16 protein-coding genes and 1 pseudogene are annotated in these 18574 nt (G+C 56.5%); 12 read left to right on the top strand and 5 right to left on the bottom strand.

Annotated elements, in window-relative coordinates:
- Window positions 1–41: 41 nt before the first annotated feature.
- The gene (speA, locus tag RCH91_RS04505) at window positions 42–1949 is read left to right on the top strand and encodes an arginine decarboxylase (protein ID WP_306533361.1); all 1908 of its coding nucleotides are present in this window, start codon (window positions 42–44) and stop codon (window positions 1947–1949) included.
- Window positions 1950–2030: 81 nt separating this feature from the next.
- Here the strand turns inward: speA and RCH91_RS04500 are convergent, their stop codons facing one another.
- Window positions 2031–3095, bottom strand: coding sequence for a hypothetical protein (locus tag RCH91_RS04500; RefSeq protein ID WP_306533360.1), 1065 nt, complete (start codon window positions 3093–3095; stop codon window positions 2031–2033).
- Window positions 3096–3363: 268 nt separating this feature from the next.
- Here RCH91_RS04500 and RCH91_RS04495 point away from each other — a divergent pair.
- A pseudogene (locus RCH91_RS04495) lies at window positions 3364–3935 on the top strand (YbhB/YbcL family Raf kinase inhibitor-like protein).
- Window positions 3936–4035: 100 nt separating this feature from the next.
- Here the strand turns inward: RCH91_RS04495 and RCH91_RS04490 are convergent.
- From RCH91_RS04490 to RCH91_RS04475, 4 genes are all read right to left on the bottom strand, one after another.
- Window positions 4036–4977: a carboxypeptidase-like regulatory domain-containing protein gene (locus RCH91_RS04490; protein ID WP_306533358.1), complete on the bottom strand. Its 942-nt coding sequence runs from the start codon at window positions 4975–4977 to the stop codon at window positions 4036–4038.
- A gap of 37 nt (window positions 4978–5014) precedes the next feature.
- Window positions 5015–6394 carry a hypothetical protein gene (locus tag RCH91_RS04485; RefSeq protein ID WP_306533357.1) on the bottom strand — a complete coding sequence of 460 codons (1380 nt, stop codon included), beginning with the start codon at window positions 6392–6394 and terminating at the stop codon, window positions 5015–5017.
- A 276-nt stretch (window positions 6395–6670) separates the two neighbouring features.
- On the bottom strand, window positions 6671–6916 hold the full coding sequence (locus tag RCH91_RS04480; RefSeq protein ID WP_306533356.1) for a hypothetical protein: 246 nt from the start codon (window positions 6914–6916) through the stop codon (window positions 6671–6673).
- 21 nt (window positions 6917–6937) lie between these two features.
- The gene (locus tag RCH91_RS04475; protein ID WP_306533355.1) at window positions 6938–7348 is read right to left on the bottom strand and encodes a hypothetical protein; all 411 of its coding nucleotides are present in this window, start codon (window positions 7346–7348) and stop codon (window positions 6938–6940) included.
- Window positions 7349–7806: 458 nt separating this feature from the next.
- On the opposite strand from RCH91_RS04475, the gene RCH91_RS04470 reads away from it, so the two are divergent.
- The 10 genes from RCH91_RS04470 (at window position 7807) to msrP (ending at window position 18540) form a co-directional block, all read left to right on the top strand.
- On the top strand, window positions 7807–8994 hold the full coding sequence (locus RCH91_RS04470; protein ID WP_306533354.1) for an ATP-binding protein: 1188 nt from the start codon (window positions 7807–7809) through the stop codon (window positions 8992–8994).
- A gap of 93 nt (window positions 8995–9087) precedes the next feature.
- Complete coding sequence (locus RCH91_RS04465; protein WP_306533353.1) at window positions 9088–10578, top strand: AAA family ATPase; 1491 nt, start codon at window positions 9088–9090, stop codon at window positions 10576–10578.
- A gap of 12 nt (window positions 10579–10590) precedes the next feature.
- Window positions 10591–11751, top strand: coding sequence for an MFS transporter (locus RCH91_RS04460; RefSeq protein WP_306533352.1), 1161 nt, complete (start codon window positions 10591–10593; stop codon window positions 11749–11751).
- Between the two features lie 97 nt (window positions 11752–11848).
- Window positions 11849–12178, top strand: coding sequence for a c-type cytochrome (locus tag RCH91_RS04455; protein ID WP_306533351.1), 330 nt, complete (start codon window positions 11849–11851; stop codon window positions 12176–12178).
- A gap of 117 nt (window positions 12179–12295) precedes the next feature.
- Window positions 12296–12736, top strand: coding sequence for a surface-adhesin E family protein (locus RCH91_RS04450; protein ID WP_306533350.1), 441 nt, complete (start codon window positions 12296–12298; stop codon window positions 12734–12736).
- A gap of 421 nt (window positions 12737–13157) precedes the next feature.
- On the top strand, window positions 13158–13784 hold the full coding sequence (locus RCH91_RS04445) for a TetR/AcrR family transcriptional regulator (protein WP_306533349.1): 627 nt from the start codon (window positions 13158–13160) through the stop codon (window positions 13782–13784).
- A gap of 134 nt (window positions 13785–13918) precedes the next feature.
- Window positions 13919–15130 carry a hypothetical protein gene (locus RCH91_RS04440; RefSeq protein ID WP_306533348.1) on the top strand — a complete coding sequence of 404 codons (1212 nt, stop codon included), beginning with the start codon at window positions 13919–13921 and terminating at the stop codon, window positions 15128–15130.
- 14 nt (window positions 15131–15144) lie between these two features.
- On the top strand, window positions 15145–15831 hold the full coding sequence (locus tag RCH91_RS04435; protein WP_306533347.1) for a cytochrome C: 687 nt from the start codon (window positions 15145–15147) through the stop codon (window positions 15829–15831).
- Between the two features lie 32 nt (window positions 15832–15863).
- Window positions 15864–17444 carry a cytochrome C gene (locus RCH91_RS04430; RefSeq protein ID WP_306533346.1) on the top strand — a complete coding sequence of 527 codons (1581 nt, stop codon included), beginning with the start codon at window positions 15864–15866 and terminating at the stop codon, window positions 17442–17444.
- A gap of 115 nt (window positions 17445–17559) precedes the next feature.
- A complete protein-coding gene (msrP, locus tag RCH91_RS04425) occupies window positions 17560–18540 on the top strand; it encodes a protein-methionine-sulfoxide reductase catalytic subunit MsrP (RefSeq protein WP_306533345.1) in 981 nt (326 codons plus the stop codon).
- The last annotated feature ends 34 nt before the right edge of the window (window positions 18541–18574 follow it).

Raw genomic sequence — 18574 nt, 5'->3', positions numbered from 1 at the left:
GACAATGTTAGCGCGCGAATATGGCATCGCCAGGAGAGCATATGGAACGCTGGTCGATAAATGACTCCGCAAAAATCTACAACCTCCCCAACTGGGGCGCCGATCTCTTCTCCATCAACAAGAAGGGGAACGTCTGCGTTCATCCCTCTCCCACGTCGAAGTATGCCATCGACCTGCGGGCGCTGGTGGACGATCTCATTAAGCGCAAGATCAAGCCCCCAATCCTGCTCCGGTTCATGGACATCCTCCAGGGGCGGATCGCCTCCATCAACCGGGTATTCAAGAACGCCATCGATGAGAACGACTACCCGGCCACGTACCAGACCTTCTACCCCATCAAGGTGAACCAGCAGCGCCAGGTGGTGGAGGCCATCGCCAAGTTCGGCAAGCGGTACAACATCGGCCTTGAGGTGGGCTCCAAGCCGGAGCTGGTGATCGGTATCTCCTTTGCCACCGGCAACGGCATTCCGATCATCTGCAACGGCTACAAGGACACGGAGTACATCGAGACGGTCCTTTACGCTACCAAGATCGGCTACGACATCACCATCGTGGTGGAGAAGATGTTCGAGCTGGAGAAGATCATCGCCCTGTCCAAGAAGACCGGCATCAAGCCCAAGCTCGGCATCCGGGTGAAGCTCTCCTCCAAGGGGACGGGGAAATGGGCCACCTCCGGCGGCGAGGACGCCAAGTTCGGCCTCCGGATGTCGGAGATCATCGCTGCCATAGACGTGTTGCAAAAGCATGACCTCATTGACCGCGTGAAGCTCCTCCACTTCCACATCGGGAGCCAGATCACCAAGATCGACAAGATCAAGACCGCCCTCATCGAGGGGACCCGCATCTATGCCGAGATGAAGAAGCTGGGGGTCGGCATCGAATATCTCGACATCGGCGGCGGCCTGGGGGTCGACTACGACGGCTCCAAGTCCAGCTACTTCTCCAGCGTCAACTATTCCATCGAGGAGTACGCCAACGACGTCATCTACCAGATCAAGAACATCTGCGAGGACGCCGGCGTCGAGTGCCCCAACATCATCTCCGAGTCGGGGCGGGCCACGGCGGCCCACTACTCGGTGCTCGTCACCAACCTCCTGAACACCAACACCCAGAACCTGATGCCCGATTTTGAGGAGACCCTCAACGGCACGGAGAAGCTGGCACCGACGGTCAAGAAGCTGGTGGACATCTACAAGAGCATCGACCGCTATTCCCTGCGGGAGGACTACCACGACACGGTTCAGCTCATCCAGGAGGCGGTGAGCCTCTTCAACCTGGGGTACCTGACCCTCAGCGAGCGGGCCATGGCCGAGTGGCTCCACGGCAAGATCCTGCGCAAGATCAACGGGATCGTGGAGAAGATCAAGCCGATCCCCGAAGAGCTCCAGAACTTCCAACTGAGCCTGCGGCAGACGTACTTCGCCAACTTCTCCCTCTTCCAGTCGATTCCCGATTCCTGGGCCATCGACCAGCTCTTCCCCATCGTGCCGATCCAGCGGCTCAACCAGAAGCCCGATGTCATGGCCTCCATCGCCGACATCACCTGCGACTCCGACGGCGAAATCACGAGCTTCGTGGGGGAAAACGGGCGGACGAAGTACCTGCCGCTCCACAAGATCCGCAAGGACGAGGACTACTTCGTGGGCTTCTTCCTCATCGGCGCCTACCAGGAGATCCTGGGTGACATGCACAACCTCTTCGGCGACACCAACGCCGTGCACGTCACCTTCAACAAGAAGACCGGTTACAAGATCGACACGGTCATCAACGGCGACGCCACCTGGGAGAGCCTGAAATACGTCCAGTACAAGGGACCGGAGATTCTGAAGCACGTCCGTGACAGCCTCGAAAAGGACGTGGCCCTGCGGAAGGTCTCCATCGAGGAGAGCAGCCACTTCCTGGAGCTTCTGGACCGGACCCTTCTGGGGTACACCTACCTGGGGGAGTAATTTCCTCTCCACAGAACATGAAAAGGCGCCGTCCCCTGAAAGGAACGGCGCCTTTTTTCGTCCTGTGCTTCCGGAATCGCTCTACACGGCCAGGTCGATTTGCTGCACCGTGCCGACAGTCCCGTTTTCCTTCACATAAATACCGCTGCTCCTGACCGATCCAAGAAGGGCGTTGCCGGAACCCTTCAACTCGAAGGGGGTAACAACGTTGCCGAGGCTGATGGCGCCGACGCCTGAATCCTTCAGGCTCGTGAGCGTTCCGTCGCTCCCCCCCGACCAGGTGGAGAGCCGGGAGAAGACGGCGTCTTCCTCGTCGATCCAGCCGTTGCCGTCGTCGTCGAAGGCGGCCAGTTCAGCAAACCCCTGGCCGGTGGTGGGGCCGAAGAGTTCGCTCCCGTCGTTGATCATTCCGTCGCCGTTGCGGTCCAGGGCCAGGTAGCCGCTGCCGCCGCCGAGGGTGGCGATCTGGTCGGCCGTGCCGTCGGCGTCGATGTCGAAACTGAAGCGGAGGTCGGACAGCTCGGCTGCGGTGCCGTTGAAGTTGATGACCAGGGGGTCTTTCTTCACCGCGTCGCCCGCCCTCAGGCTTACATCCGTTTCGCTGAGGTGCTCCCGCTCCATGACGAGCCCTAGGTCGAAGCTGATCTCCTTGCCGTCGGCGGTCTTTATCACCCCTTTTGCTTCAAAGGTGGTGCTCTCGAACTCGTAGCTGGATTCATGGAGGTCGTATTCGATCCCCCAGCCGGCCCGCTGGTTTCCCTGAGACTCCTCCTTCGGCTTGCCGCATTCCTCGGGGAGGGGTTCGGTGCACTGGCCGTCCTTCATGCTGTACACGCGTATCTTCCTGCCGGTCATCTTCTCGATGAGGGTCTTGAGGAGTTCCAGACGGGGTTCGAGACTTTCCTCATCCCGGGGACCAAGCCCCTCGGTCTTTTCGGTCCCCTCTGCTTCGTCGCGCAACTCGTTGCGGGCGTGGGCCTCGTCGGCCCGTCCCCGGTTCGACAGAGTGACGGTGTCGTTGATCCGGTTCCCCTCGAAATCGGGCCGTTGGTCCCCTACCCAGAGCTTCAGGGACTCCTTCCGTTCGTACCGTTCCACCGATACGTGCTGGCTTGCCAAAGTAATGTCCGACCCCGTGATTCTCATTGCCGACTCCTTTCGCCGCTCTTCCGGAAAAGTGTCCGGAATGCCTTCCCATGTCCCTGGGTACATCGCTGCTTATGCACCGTATCGACATATGTTGCGAAAAGTTGAGGGAAAAGTTTCCGTAGTGGTTACGTAGTATCCGCTGAACCTTTCCCACTTTCCCTTTTACGTTATACTTTCCCAACACGGTAAAATCACATGACTGACTTCCCCATCGGCTGCAGCGGTTTTCAACTTTCCCGACTGACCGGCCGGGGATAAATGTGCAATGTTACGGGGACAGGGAATCATCCACAAGGAGGGAACAAAGGGAAAAGGTTTTCTGCTGACGTGGCTTCTGGCGACGATCCTCGCGGTGCCACCGGCAGCAGCCGGAAAGGAGGCACGCACCATGAGCGAACTGCAGATTTCAAGTCCGGCATTTGACCACGGAGGGGCGATCCCGGCCCGTTTCACCTGCGACGGGCAGGACATCAGCCCCAAGCTGGTTTTCGGCGCCGTCCCGGCCGGCACCAGGTCCCTCGCCCTCATCGTCGACGACCCGGATGCGCCGGTGGGGACATGGGTCCACTGGATGGTATGGAACATCCCGCCCCAGACGCGGGAGAGCGGCGAGAACAGCGTCCCGGCCGGCGCCGTCCAGGGGCTGAACGACTGGAAGAGGTACCGCTACGGCGGCCCCTGCCCCCCATCGGGGACTCACTGCTACTTCTTCAAGCTCTACGCCCTCGATACCACCCTGACCCTTCCGCCGGCACCACCAAGGCCACTCTCGAGAAGGCCATGGCGGGGCATATTCTTGCCCGGGGAGAGCTGCAGGGGAACTATCGGCGGTGCTGACAAAAAATGTCGTATTACAGAAGTTCTAACTTAGGGTCGCGGAGCTTATGTGCCAATTCCACTTGTGCAAGCGACTCCTCCCTAGAATGTAGATTGACGTTTATTTTGGCTTTATCGGTGGCCTATCGCTTCCTCCTCCTCCGCCACCACTCGCTCCTTCTTGAGGGGTGTCCCACCCATATTTACTGATAAACTCTTTAACATTATCGAAGCTGGGAATATATTTAGGATCACGACCGGTGTAGTCTGTGTAATTCTTGTTCTTGCATATCCGATTAATTGTTTTGTTGTGTGGCATTTTGCCTGATACAACTATGCCCATTTGCATAAAAGAATCATTGTTACATACGTGGTTGTCACCAACTAGACCAAATTCCTTCAGACCAAACACGTGACAACCAACAGGAAAAACCAAGTCACCCGGTCTTGGGCCAGTTTTATATTCTCGCCGTTTACTCATCCATTTTTCACCAGGACAGGCGCCATGGTTACACTTATCAACTGTCGATAATAGAGTTTTCTTTCCACCACAATTTTGATAAATACGTGTGCGTGTTGCAGTGTGGTCTAATGAGTTTCCTTCTACAATTGCATCTTTTTTCCATACCTCCATTTCATAGTCACCAAGACAGCCTTCTGGTAAATCCATAGTGAAAGTAACCAAATCGACTTTAAGGTTTTCACTCATATGGTGGTCTTGATATATTTTTGATCTTGCGGCCTTATACCAAGGGGAGTTTTGTTCGTCCTTTATTTCAACTGTCACATAAATATCTGGTCGCCACTGGGTGTGGTAAGATGTTTTACGGCCATCCCAAGCTCCACCTCTATATTGTATTTTATAGGCTCCATTCTGATTAGTAACAGCTTCACCCATTTTTTGATCACTGCCAACGTCTGAATCCCATGCGTTGACTCGTGCTCCGGCAACGGGTTTTCCTGCCTTGTCAAGCACAGTCCCATAAACCTCTCGCTCAGCTATTGCTACATTTGGCACGATGAACGGAATTAAAATAAATATAATAAATATCATTCTAACCATAACGCACCTCCTCTATTAAGATTTATGATATTCCTTGTTACTGCAAAAATATTTTATTGAGACATGCCTTCTTCAACTCTTGATCATCCTTAAATTCTTCGTTGCAAAGCTTTATAGATTTGTTTAACAATTCTTGAGAACTCACTTTTGCTTTCGCTTTTTCGCTTTCGTAATAAGCTGTGAGCCTGCTTGTGTTAAGTTGAGCGCGCTGCTTGCGATAGTCATGAAAATTGACTGTAGATGTATTGATCAAATTTATTAACTCGCTACTACAAAACGATTCTAATTTGGTGTGTTGGCCACGTAGAATTGCTCCAGCGTAATTTGCGGCTACTTTACCCGCTCTCTTAAACGCAACATCAAATTCACTCTCATTATCTCTAACAAGATCACTCTCATTATCTCTAACAAGAGAAGCTTCAACTTGTTTTAGCGCTCCTGCGAATAGTTTATCAAGATAATCAGTCATATTTTCAAGTTTACTTTTCTTTGTTTCTTCACGCAGACCAAGTTCTACAATGCAGGCAAAAATAAGGTCACGAGCAGGATCAGTTAGGAGAAAATCACCTTGCATCTCGCGTAACACACTTGCTTCCGGACTCCCCACAACTCCATTTCCTGCCTGAGACTGAATGATATTGCCCGCTCCGCCAGCACGTTCTTTAGTTGCCTCCTGTATCTGTTTGAGGATCTCGACGTTATTTGCGTTAATGGTTGCAAGCTCACTTTCCAATTTTTTGAGTTCTTCTTCGTTTCCATTTGTTGATTGTGACGCCTTAAGCTCCCTTAGTGCTTTTTCTTTTTGTTCTTTCTGTTTATTGTTCGTTGCGAGCTCTTCTGCCTTTTTCTCGATCTTGGCGGTACCTTCAGCCTGCTCTTTTTGGGTGGCATCTATATTATCCGAAAAGTTCCCTTGAATACTTACCAACTTGCGTCCGAAAGCACCGGCAGCACTATCCCCGAGGGACAAAGTGACAATTGCATCATCGAGCCGCCCCATAATTAGACTGTAGGTAGTTCCTGAAATAGCTCCGTTGGCATAAGCGAGACAGTTCTGGTACATTTTGTCGCGAAGTAATTGAATCGCGGCGGTACGTTCTCCTAATTGAGCAAGTCCTTCTAATTGCTGTGATGAAAGCGAAACTGATGCATAATTTTTTACGTTTCCAGCAATGCCAAGCGAGTATGCAAGTGTAGTTGCCACATCCGGACTTGGCTCGGTACAAATAATACGTTTTGGGTCCACCAAGCCGTGCGTAGAATAGATACTTGTCTCAGCATCAGTAATCACACGAACACGTGAATCCGTCGCGACTAAATTGTGACTTTTGAGCTGTACGGTGGGTATTTTGTTCGTCGGTCCTACGACGCATGCCTGAAGGACAGTGCATACCAAAATCACGAACAGTCTGTTCATTTCGATAACCTCCGAAAGCAACCCGATTCAAATCGCCCATGAATGAGCTACTTTGGCCAACGCTCACCACTTGTCACCACCCGACCAAGAGCCATCCTTACTCCATCTATAATATGTTGTAAGAGATATCTTTGCTTGTTTGCAACACTCCACCAGCGTATGACCTTCGACACGTAATTGACGTATCAGGATTCCAATCTCATTGCGCTCCTCATCTGAGTATCGAGCTGCCATTGTCTGTCCTCCTTTATTGGTCCATAATTGCTACTGAGTCTTCTATTTCAGTAAATTATCGAGGATATTCGCATTAACACCAATTCGTTCAAAAGTCTTCCGGTTTGCGTCAGCCATTTTTATCAGAGCTATAATCTCTTTTGATGCTGCTCCTTTAGAGGTTGGCCACTCAACAGCGGTCAATTTCCCGGTCCAAGCTTTTTGTTCCTTTTCACAAAAGACAAACAACGTGCCATTATCATCAACCAGAATATCTACGTCAGCTTCGCTTTGAATGTGCTTAAGCATAAGAGCCTCCTGGAAAAATATTTATCTTGTCACTTTTTTAGAAAGATTTTGTAAAGTGTCATAAGCTCTTTGAAGCTCACTTGGATTAGCTGCAGCGGCAAAAGCTATCGCTTTTTGGTTTGCATTTTTTGCTTCTTCTGATAACTTTTCTTTACCAGCAGACCCAATTTGTACACCAAAAAATGTGCCTACGAGAGTTCCTATCAGTGTCAAAAACGGAGATATCAAACTTACTAGACTTTCAGACTTGATATATTCAGTATTGTTGAAATATCTGAATATATATTCCATCAATAACACCGCTAATGTCAGAATAACAGTGGCTATAATGCCTTTTGTGGCTAGATTATAAGCCTTATCAAGTCTATATTTTTCGAAATTGTCGATAGAAGTTTCAGCATCATTTTTTTCATACTCTTCAACATTTAACATATGAGTGTCTCCTTTTCGTTGTTATGTGCTTGAATGCTAATACAAATCAATGCCTATTTCTCGTTTCTATGAGATTGTCAAATAGATATATCCACTCGAGTCACAGGTGCGTGGTTTCATCCGATTTGCCGAAGATACGGGGTATGAGCCGCCAGAAGAGCATTGAAGGTTTTGAGGGGAGGTTAGCATGTTCCATGGCGGACTCCTTTCTTGGAGACGACCGACTTAATCGTGCATTGCAACATGCTGTAATTACTATGCGTGAAGAAATTTTAAGACCTATTAATTGGATGTCAAGTTGCTGTATCAAATTATTCGCGCGCCAGCGAGGCGTCGATGACGGCGAAGTCCTTGCTCTCGTCGTGCGTTGGCGGGAGTTTTTTATGGAATGATGAATTGTTTTATGTTATGAGCAAAATTACTCAATACGCTGAGTAAATACATAATGGAGTCCGACCATGTATAAACGATCTATCTTGAATACGCTCCTGGAGAGGCTTCGCGAGCCGAGGCGTTTCATCCAGGTACTGATCGGCCCCCGCCAGGTGGGCAAGACGACACTGGCTCAGCAGGCAATGGCGGAGCTGAAGCTTCCCTGTCACTATGCGTCGGCCGACGAGGCGGCGCCGGGGAGCAGTGTCTGGCTGGAGCAGCAGTGGGACATCGGCAGGATACGGGCGCGGGGTGATGGCGGAGCCCTGCTGGTGTTGGACGAGATCCAGAAGGTGCAGCGCTGGTCCGACGTGGTCAAGCGGCTGTGGGAGGAGGATGGGCGAACCGGCACCGATCTGAAGGTGGTGCTGCTCGGGTCTTCACAGCTTCTGTTGGGGCAGGGGTTGACCGAGAGCCTGGCCGGCCGTTTCGAGCTGATTCCTGTTCGCCACTGGTCACTGCCGGAGATGACGGACGCCTTCGGCTTCTCCCTGGAACAGTACCTCTATTTCGGCGGTTATCCGGGAGCCGCGCCGCTTGCGGCCGACCGTCAACGGTGGGCACGCTACATCATCGACTCACTGATGGAGACGACCATCTCCCGTGACATCCTGATGATGACCCGGGTGGACAAGCCGGCGCTCCTGCGGCGTCTGTTCCGGTTGGGATGCGACTACTCGGGCCAGGTTCTTTCGTACCAGAAGATGGTGGGGCAACTGCAGGACGTGGGGAATACCACGACGCTTGCCCATTACTTAGACCTTCTGGAAGGGGCGGGGATGATCGCCGGGCTGCAGAAGTATGCTGGCCAGTCCGTGCGGCGCCGCGCGTCGAGCCCGAAGCTTCAGGTCCTCAACACGGCGCTCCTGTCGGCCCACGCGCCCTATGATCTTGCCGCAGCCCTGGAGAATCGCGACTGGTGGGGAAGGCTGGTGGAATCAGCGGTGGGGGCGCACATCCTGAACGGCATCGTCGGCACGGACATCGAGTGCTGTTATTGGCGTGAGGGGAGCTTGGAGGTGGATTTCGTCCTCCGTCGTGGCGGGATGCTGGTCGCCATCGAGGTGAAGAGCGGCCGTGCCAGGGAGACCCTGCCGGGGATGGAGGCCTTTGCCCGCGCCTTCTCGCCGGAGCGGAAACTGCTGGTCGGCGGCCAGGGAGTCCCTGTGGAGGAATTCCTGGCTCTGCCGGTCGACACCTGGCTGGCGGGGTAGCTTGTGCGACCGGCGGCGGGAGTGGTATTTGTGCGGTAAACTGTCTGTCCAGATATGCCCACGTCATGGGGGCGGAAACCAGGGGAGGAACTTGTGGAAAATCTCACCGTAACAGGTCTCGTGCGGCTCATCGGGGCCGGGGCCACCATGATCTACGTGGTAACCGACAACGAACGGCGCACCGAGCAGATCGCCACCCAGGCAGCGGCCCGGCTCCGGGGGGCAGGGGCCCCCTACGTCTGGACCTGCACCGACGGCTTCAGCCGCGACGGCGCCGTGGTAGAGGGGATTGACGATCCGGTGGCGGCCCTCGGGTTTGCCATGGCCCAGCCCGGCCCGCTCCTCTTTATTTTCAAGGACCTTCCCTGGTTCTGGGGCGACAACCCCTACCTCATTCGTGCGTTGAAGGATTTCGCCCTGCGGTCCAAGGCGAAGGCGATCGTGGTTCTCGGCCAGGGAGAGGCGATTCCGGCGGCGCTTCGCGAAGAGTTCGTCGTCCTCGTCCAGGGGCTTCCGGCCATGGACGAGATCAAGGCCTTCTTCGAGCAGGCGAAGGAGCGGGATCCCCAGCTGGCAAAGGCCTGCCAGGAGCGGCCGGGGCTCCAGGATGACCTGGTGGTGGCGGCCCAGGGGCTTGACCTTGTGGACGTGGAGCGGGGGATGCGCGCCGCCCGTGCCGCTGGTGAGGCTGGCGGCGACGGGCTCGCCCGGTCCATCTTTGAAACCAAGCGGGCCACCATCCGCACGAGCGGCATCATGGAGTTCGTGGCGAACGACGTCACCCCCGACCAGGTGGGTGGCATGGAGAACCTGAAGCAGTGGATGACCCGCCGGGAGCAGGCCTTCGGCCTGGAGGGGATCTCCTCGGGGGCGAACCTCCCCAAGGGGGTGCTGATGATGGGGATAGCGGGGTGCGGCAAGTCGCTCTTTGTGAAGGCCATCGCGGCCACGTGGCGGCTTCCCCTCATCCGGCTCGACATGGCGGCGGTCTACGACGGGAGCTATGGGACCCCCGAGTCGAGCCTCCGCAAGGCGTTCAAGACCGCCGAGGCGGTGGCTCCGTGTGTTCTCTGGATCGACGAGATCGAAGCGGGGATCTCCACCCAGGGATTCAAGGCGGAAGGGGGGCCGGCCTCCCGTATCCTCGGCTCCTTCCTCACCTGGATGCAGGAGAAGCGGGCCCCGGTCTTTGTGGCCGCCACCGCCAACGCCATTGAGATGCTCCCGGCCGAAATCATCCGCAAGGGGCGCTTCGACGAGATCTTCTACATCGGGCTCCCTGACCCGAAGGGCCGGGAGGAGATCTTCCGCATCCACCTGGCGCGTCAGAAGATCGACCTGGCCCCCTTTGACATGCCGCTCCTGGCCGGTTCCACCAAGGGGTTCTCCGGGGCCGAGATTGAGCAGGCGGTCCTCTCCGGTGCCTTTGAGGCCCAGGCCGACCGGCGTCCCATGACCCAGCAGGACCTCATGGCCGCCATCAGCCGCACGGTCCCCCTTTCGGTCACCATGGCCGAGCAGATCAAGAAGATCGAGGCCTGGGCCTTCAAGCGGGCGGTGCCGGCGTCGGGGAAGTTTTCCTAGGGGCGTCCTCCCATGCTCAAAGGCATCTCCGGCAATGTCCTGATCCTTGGGGTCGTGAGTTTTCTCACCGATGTGTCGAGCGAGATGATCTATCCGCTCCTTCCCTTTTTCCTTACGACGGTCATCGGGGCGGGACCGGCGTTTCTCGGGCTCATCGAGGGGGTGGCCGAATCGACTGCGGCATTCCTGAAGCTGGCTTCGGGAATCTTCTCCGACCGGGTCAGGAGCCGCAAGGGACTGGTTCTTGCCGGCTACACCCTGTCGAGCCTTGCGCGCCCGCTGGTGGCGGCCGCCACAAGTGCCGGGGCAGTTCTCGCCATCCGCTTCGCCGACCGGGTGGGAAAGGGGATCAGGACCTCACCCCGGGATGCCCTCATCGCCGACTCCACCGATGCCGCCTTTCGGGGGAAGGCCTATGGTTTCCACCGGGCCATGGACCACGCCGGAGCCCTCGTCGGGCCGCTCATCGCCACGGTGCTCCTTGCCTGGTTCGTGAAGGACCTGCGGACCGTCTTCTGGCTTGCGGCCATTCCGGGGCTCCTGGCCGTTGTCCTCATCATTGTGAAGGTGAGGGAGACGGCGCGGACCCGCTCCAGCGACGGCAGCTTCCTCCGCCTCGTCCCCCGGGGCGAGCTCCGGCGGTACCTCCTCGTTCTCTTCCTCTTCACCCTGGGAAACTCCTCCGACGCCTTCCTCCTCCTGAGGGCCGGTGAGCTGGGTGTTGCACCGGCCCGCATCCCGCTCCTCTGGGCCTTCTTCCATTTCGTGAAAATGGCCGGCTCCATCCCCTTCGGTGCCCTGTCGGACCGGATCGGGCGCCGTGGGGTGATCGTCGTGGGATGGGGGATCTATGCCCTTTCCTACGGGGGATTCGCCCTGGCTGAAACCGAGACCGCCTGCTGGCTCCTCTTTGCCCTCTACGGACTCTTTTACGCCATGACCGAGGGGGCCGAGAAGGCGCTTCTTGCGGACATCGCCCCGGTCCAGGAGCGGGGAGGCGCCTTTGGCTGGTACAATTTCGCCGTGGGAGCAGGGGCGCTCCCGGCGAGCATTCTCTTCGGCGTCGTCTGGGAGAAGGCGGGGAGGGAGGCGGCTTTCGGGCTCGGGGCGATGCTGGCGGCCCTCGCGGCGGTGCTTCTCCTCTCCCTCGTGAGGGTGCCGGAGCGGGAATGACCGGGCCCGCTTGACAACGCAGGCGTTGCCTCTATCATTTGTCCTGAACGGCCGGATGCCGTTCGGAACAACTACAAGGGAAAAGAAAGGGATTACTATGAAAAGAGCATCGAGAATTCTGGCCGCCACGGTAGCGCTGTCCGCCCTGAGTGGGCTTGCATTCGCCTCCGGGGGGAAGGACATGAAGAAGGGTGAAGCACTCTTCAAGCAGCACTGTGCGTCGTGCCACGCCGACGGCGGCAATATCGTCAACCCCCAGAAGACCATCGGCAAGGAGGCCCTCAAGGCCCATGGGATCACCGACTGGAAGGGGATCGTCAAAACTATGAGGAATCCCGGGCCGGGGATGACAAAATTTGACACCAAGACGGTACCCGACAAGGATGCGAAGAAGATCGCCGAATACATCCTCAAGACCTTCAAGTGAACCATGGCCGCCAGGGAAGTGCCTGGTAGTCGGTAAGAGCAGAGGGGGAGGCCGGATACTGATCCGTCATCCCCCTCGTGCATGTCCGCATGACGTGTGACAGAAAGGATGGCTGATATGAAGCCTCTCAGGAGCATACTGACGCTGATGGTCCTGGCCGTAACGATCGCCGCGGGCTCCCCGGCCTTTGGCGCCGATTCCCAGTGGGTGCTCATCGACGAGGACCCTGCCACCTCCAATTATTTCTACGACTCGACCTCCATCGCCCAGGGCGAAGAAGGGCTCGTCACCGTCTGGACCAGCGCGGTCTACACCGACGAGGGGAAGGCCGACGCCCTCGACACCATCGGCCATCCCAAGGGGTTCGAAGACCTCTCCTCCACGAGCTTTCACTACACCATCAACTGCCCCGGCGACATGAGCCGGCTGGAGAAGGTTGTCCACCGGGACGGCAAGGGTGGGACGATCAAGGAATACACCCTGACCGGCAAGACCCCGTGGGAGGAAATCGAAGCGGAAACGCGGATGAGCCTGCTGCACGACGCCGTCTGCCAGTGACCGCTGTCAGAGTTCGGGCAACCTGTATCGCCGCCACGCGCTTCTTTCCGGTGGCGGATTCCAGTTAAATGGCCAACGGGGTCGAAATTTTGTCACTCGCGGTCAAATTTAATGACATGGTTGCCCATGAACCCGGTTGAACAACAGCCTGATGATTGAAGGAGGTATATGAATGTAGAGATTTGAATTTGTTGTGTTTTTTCCTTTTCGTTTTCCCTCCCCGCTAGATCGCATCTCCCTACGAAATATCCCTCAAGTTTTCTTCTCTCCCGTCGATATAAATTCAAGATGTTTTTTGCCGTGTGACACTCTGGTGTTTATCTTGCAACTAGATGAATCGGTGAGTGTCGGGGTGCGGCAATTTTTTTTGCCTATCAATGTAAGTAAGTACTTACACATTAAAGTTTGCTGAGGACTGACCATGGCAATTGTCAGGAAGGTCAAACCTGTAGAGAGATTTTCCGTTACCCGCGAGCGGATCCTCGACACCGCCATAGGGCTCTTCTCGACCAAGGGATATTCCGGGGCCACGACCCGTGAGATTGCGCAGCAGGCAGGGGTGGCGGAGGTGACACTCTTCAGGCATTTCACTTCCAAGGAAAAGCTTCTTGAGGCGGTCATCTCCCATTACTCGGCCATTCCCGGCCTTAAATCGTTTCTGCCCAAGGCGCTTGAAATGCCCTATGAGGAGGCCCTTGTCGGGATGGCCGACATGTTCCTCGATACCCTTGTCCAGATTAAGGACTGGATTCGGGTCATGCATGCCGAAGTGCAGCGTTCACCGGATAAATTCATCGCTATCTATCACTCATTTCTCGATGAACTCCTCGAGATTTTTGCCTCCTATTTCCGCGAACTGCAGAAGCGGGGAGTCCTGAGGAATTTTGATCCCGACCTTGGCGCGCGGGTCTTCCACAGCATGTTTTATTGCTTCTTCAACATGGAGGAACTGCTCGGGCGGAAAAAGTATCGCCCCACCGACCGCACCAAGGCTGTGCGTGAATTCGTTAGCCTTTTCATCCGCGGTACCCTGGCAACGCAGGGGTAGATGATGAGCGAATCATTCGATTGACGTGTTAATGAGATAAAGAGGGCGAACACCGGGACGAGGGAGGTGAGAAGTGAAACCGGGGGTTCGTAAGCGGAGAAGTGCCTGAATAAGCAAGAAAGGAGGTCCACTTAATGGGAATCAAAGGGTTTACCCGCCTGCTCCTGCTAGCCGGCGTCCTCAGTTCATCGAGCGGCATTGCGGCTGAGATCCATGGCAGAAGCTCTACCCAGCTTTCGTGGTTCAACAACTACTACAACGACCATAGGCAGGTAGAGCTTGGAGAGTACCTGCGCACGTCGGTCACGAACCTCGACAAAGAGGGGAAAGCATCGATCTACGGGTACGGCAGGATCACACAGGACCTGAACAACGGCGATGGGTTCAACAGCAGATTGTACTACCTCTATGGCGAGTATCGCGACTTCTACGACAAGGTTGATTTCCGGCTGGGTCGTCAGTTCGTCAACTCGGCCGCCGGCACGGCGATCATCGATGGTGGGCAGATTGACCTGAAAAACGTCGGCCCCGTGGCCTTGTCGGTGTTCGGCGGCCGTGACGTCATCTTCGGCCTCGAAAATGAATCAAGCCAGAGTGGCGCCTATGCGTTTGGGGCCGCCGCCTACCTGCACGGATTCAAGTCAACCGATCTCGAGCTGAGCTGGTTCCGTAAGTGGGACCGGTGGGACATTTCCCGCGATATTCTGGGGGCGAGCTTCAAGCAGTACCTGTTCAACAGCCTCCGCCTTTACGGCAACACGCGGTTCGATCTGGTCACCGAAACCTTTAACGAAGTGCTGGCCGGGGTCAAATACTTTCCGATGTCGAACTTGGTGCTGACCGGCGAGTGGTACCAGAGTTACCCCACCTTCGACACTACTTCCATCTACTCTGTTTTCGCGGTGGACCGCTATCAGGAAGCCGTTTTCCGAGCCGACTACACCATCAACGACAAAATCACTGTCAACGGCGGTTACACGGCACAATTCTTCGAAGATGGCGGCAAGGGTCACATCTATCGGCTCGGCTGTAGCGTCCGCCCCGTGGAGCCTCTTCTGATCAACGTCGAGTATGACAACAACCAGGGCTACAACGGGAGCACCAACGGTATCATCGTTGATGCCTACTACGACGTGACCAAGGCCCTGCAGGTGGCCGCCGGCCTCGCCCACGACGTCTATCAGCGTGACGGCATGGCAGACGACGAGATTGCCCGCGTCTACTGGCTCGGCGGCAAGTACCGTCTGGCTAAGAACATGCAGGCGTCGCTTCGCGTGGAGAACAACGTCAACGCGCAGTACGAAAATGACACCCAAGGGCGCTTCGTTTTCGACTACGACTTTTAGAAAGGGGGTAATCTGTGAAGAAATGGTTTATAGCACTGCTGCTTCTGACCGTGTCGACCTTCTTTGTGCAGATGGCCCTTGCTGAGAAGGTGGCCCACAAAGAATACGCCTCGACTCCCATTGCCGACTGCAACAGCTGCCACAAGGGCGAAGGGGTCGCACCGAACCACGACGGCGACTGGCTCCGCCACCACCGGGTGCTCGCCAGCAAGGCGGGGAACAACTGTGCCCAGTGCCACACCCAGTCGTGGTGTCTCGACTGTCACGCGGGAGGCGGCATCGAACGGGATCTCGGAACCCGCAACTACAACCGCGACTACGTTCCCAAGAGCCACCGCAGCGACTTCATCAGCATCCATCCGATCAAGGCCCTGGACAATCCCCAGAGCTGCAACCGCTGCCACGAGCCGTCGTACTGCAACCAGTGCCACAGCCGGTTCCCCAAAGGGTCCATGCGGATCAAGTCCCACATGAGAAGCGGCAACACCCAGTCCTACATCTGGAACAGTGACCATGCCACTGAGGCCCGCAGGAACCTGCAGTCTTGCCAGACCTGTCATCCCGACGGCGACGTCTGCATCAAATGCCACGCCACCAGCAACAAGGGAGGTTCCGGCATCAACCCTCACCCCCGAAAGTTCAAGGGTGACAACATTATCGAACGGAGCGACCGGTCCTGCCGGAAGTGCCACAATCTCTAGTCTCAGAAAAAGTCCACAAGGAGGTATGCAGCATGAAGTTGTCCAAAAGTTTGACTATGTTGCTGGGAACAGCGGCCATGTTTGCCATGTACGGCTGCGGAAGCGACAACCGCGAAAGCAATATTGATCAGCAGACTGCCACTTTCCAGGCGTCAGCGGCCTGTATCAGCTGTCACGCCACGAACAAGACCTCGCCGGTTACCGGCGCTCTTATCGTCGAGGAGTGGAAGAAGTCTGTTCACAACACCAATGCCGGTGCAGCCTGCACCGACTGCCACACCAACAGCGGCCACCCGAACGGCGGTTCCATCGTCGCAGCAGTCGAGGATACCCAGTGCGCCACCTGCCACACGGTCGCATCGCTGGGATATCCGCACTTTGCAAACTACACGACCAGCCTCGCGGCCCAGTACGTGAGCCAGACCGATGCCGCCGGCGTGCAGTGCCGTCAGTGCCACAATCCGCATGATACCACCTCCCTCATCCAGTACAACAAGGACTGGACCGAGTCCGGCCATGGCAATGTCGGCTATGTTCCCGGCAACGCCAGCGCCAGCAGCGTCAACTCCCACTATCCGTGGACGACTGCCGGCCGTGACTCCTGCGCCAAGTGCCACACCAGCACCGGCTATCTGAAGCACGTCGTTGGCGGCACGACCACCCTTACTACCAATGCAGGCGTGTCGACAATCACTGCCGGTCCGTACATGAGCAACAACAAGAAGAACGAGGCCATCATGTGCTCGGCCTGCCACGAGGACTACAGCTGGAAGCGGCGTTCCATCGGTGCCCGGACCATGGAGTATACCTATGACGCGGACCTCGTTCCTGGCGGTGGCTCCGATGCCTTTGCCGGTGCTGCTCCGGCAACAGCAAACGGTGCTGCTCCGGAAACGGCCGTTGTCCTTCCGGACGTCGGCGACTCCAACCTTTGCCTTGTCTGCCATGGCGGCCGCGGCAACTTCCAGTCGAAGCGGGCCTCCCGTTTTGAGGGTCACCACGCCGCGACCGGCGCTGACCTCTTCGCGGCAAACAGCCATTTCGGCTTCGAATTCGCTGGACGTGACTATACCAAGCCGGCCGCTTACGTCCACGACTCCATCGGCGTTGCCACCGGGGCTGGGCCTTGTGTCAGCTGTCACATGAAGTCGACCAAGAGCCATACCTTTGATGCCGTCACCAAGAATGCCAGCGGCGTCATCACCGCCATCAACACCCAGGCTGTCTGCAACACCTGCCACACCGGCGCTTCCGCCATAAATGCTGCCACGCTCGAAGAGCAGTCCCTCGGCTACCAGAATGCCGGTAAGCTTGTGATTGACTACCTGGCCAACACCGTGCCCAACTATACCGGTGCTCCGATCGTTATCACGACCACCGCCCAGGCCAATGCGGCGCATGTCAACACCTACGGTGCGTTCCAGAATTCGCTCCTCACCTCCGAGGACCCCGGCGGGTATGCCCACAACATCTACTATGTCAAGCGCCTGATCTTCGACTCCATCGACTGGCTTGACAATCATACGTTTGACGGCACGATTACCATCCCAGCCGGTTACCCGGCTGCAGCGGCCTGGTTCAATGCCGTTGCGGGAGTTGCAACTCGTCCGTAATTGACGTTGATAACCTGCGTATGCAGAAAAAACCCCCGCTTTGGCGGGGGTTTTTTTATGTCTCCATTGAAATTGTCGCAGGTAGTGCTTTACTACAGAGAAGGAGGCACAACAGATGGCACATAATAACCGTTTCAATCTCCCGTCATCGGAAGTCACGGCAGAAAGCGTCTTCTGGAACCGCCGCACCTTCCTGAAGGCCCTTGGATTTACGGGGCTGAACGCCTGGCCCCTCCTGAACGCCTGCACCAACTTTGCGTCGGAAAAGCTCGAGTTGGGCGGCACCTTTGTCAATCTCAAGACTCTTCCCGCCCCCAGGAATGACCGGTATCCCCTTGATCGTCCCCTCACCGACCGGGTGGAGGCGGCGAAGTACTGCAATTTCTATGAATTCACCTCCGGCAAGGATGTCTGGCGGTCCGTGGAGCGGTTCATTACTCGCCCGTGGCAGGTGGCGGTGACCGGCATGGTGAAAAAGCCCCAAGTTTTCGATGTCGATGAACTGATCCAGACCATGCCCCTTGAGGAGCGGACCTACCGCCACCGCTGCGTGGAGGCGTGGGCCATGGCGGTCCCCTGGACCGGCTTTCCCCTTGCCGAGTTGGTCAAGCGGGCCGAGCCCCTTGCCGGCGCCACCCACGTGCGCTTCCTCTCGTTTCTCCGCAAGGATCAGGCCCCTAACCAGGGCGGGTTCTTCACCACCGACCTCTGGCCCTACCACGAGGGGCTCACCATCGCCGAGGCCACCAACGAGCTGGCGTTCCTCGCCGTCGGCGTCTACGGGAAGGAGCTGCCGAAGCAGCACGGCGCCCCCATCCGCCTCGTCACCCCGTGGAAGTACGGTTTCAAGGGGATCAAGTCCATCATGGAGATACATTTCACCGACCGTCAGCCACCCACGTTCTGGAGCTCCCTCGGTCCCGACGAGTACGGTTTCTGGGCCAACGTGAACCCCGAGGTGGACCACCCCCGCTGGTCCCAGAAAAGCGAGCGGATGCTCGGCACCGGCGAACGACGCCCCACAGTGATTTTCAACGGCTACGGCGAGTATGTGGCCCACCTCTACCGTCCGCCGCGGCGGGAGTATTTTTATTGAGTCCCGTCTCAACGAGTCTCTGAGAGAAACCATC

The organism is Geobacter sp., from assembly GCF_030834625.1.
Taxonomy (GTDB): domain Bacteria; phylum Desulfobacterota; class Desulfuromonadia; order Geobacterales; family Geobacteraceae; genus Geobacter.
The sequence above is the reverse complement of the archived record's forward strand: the minus strand, read 5'-3'. Positions and strand labels throughout refer to the sequence as shown.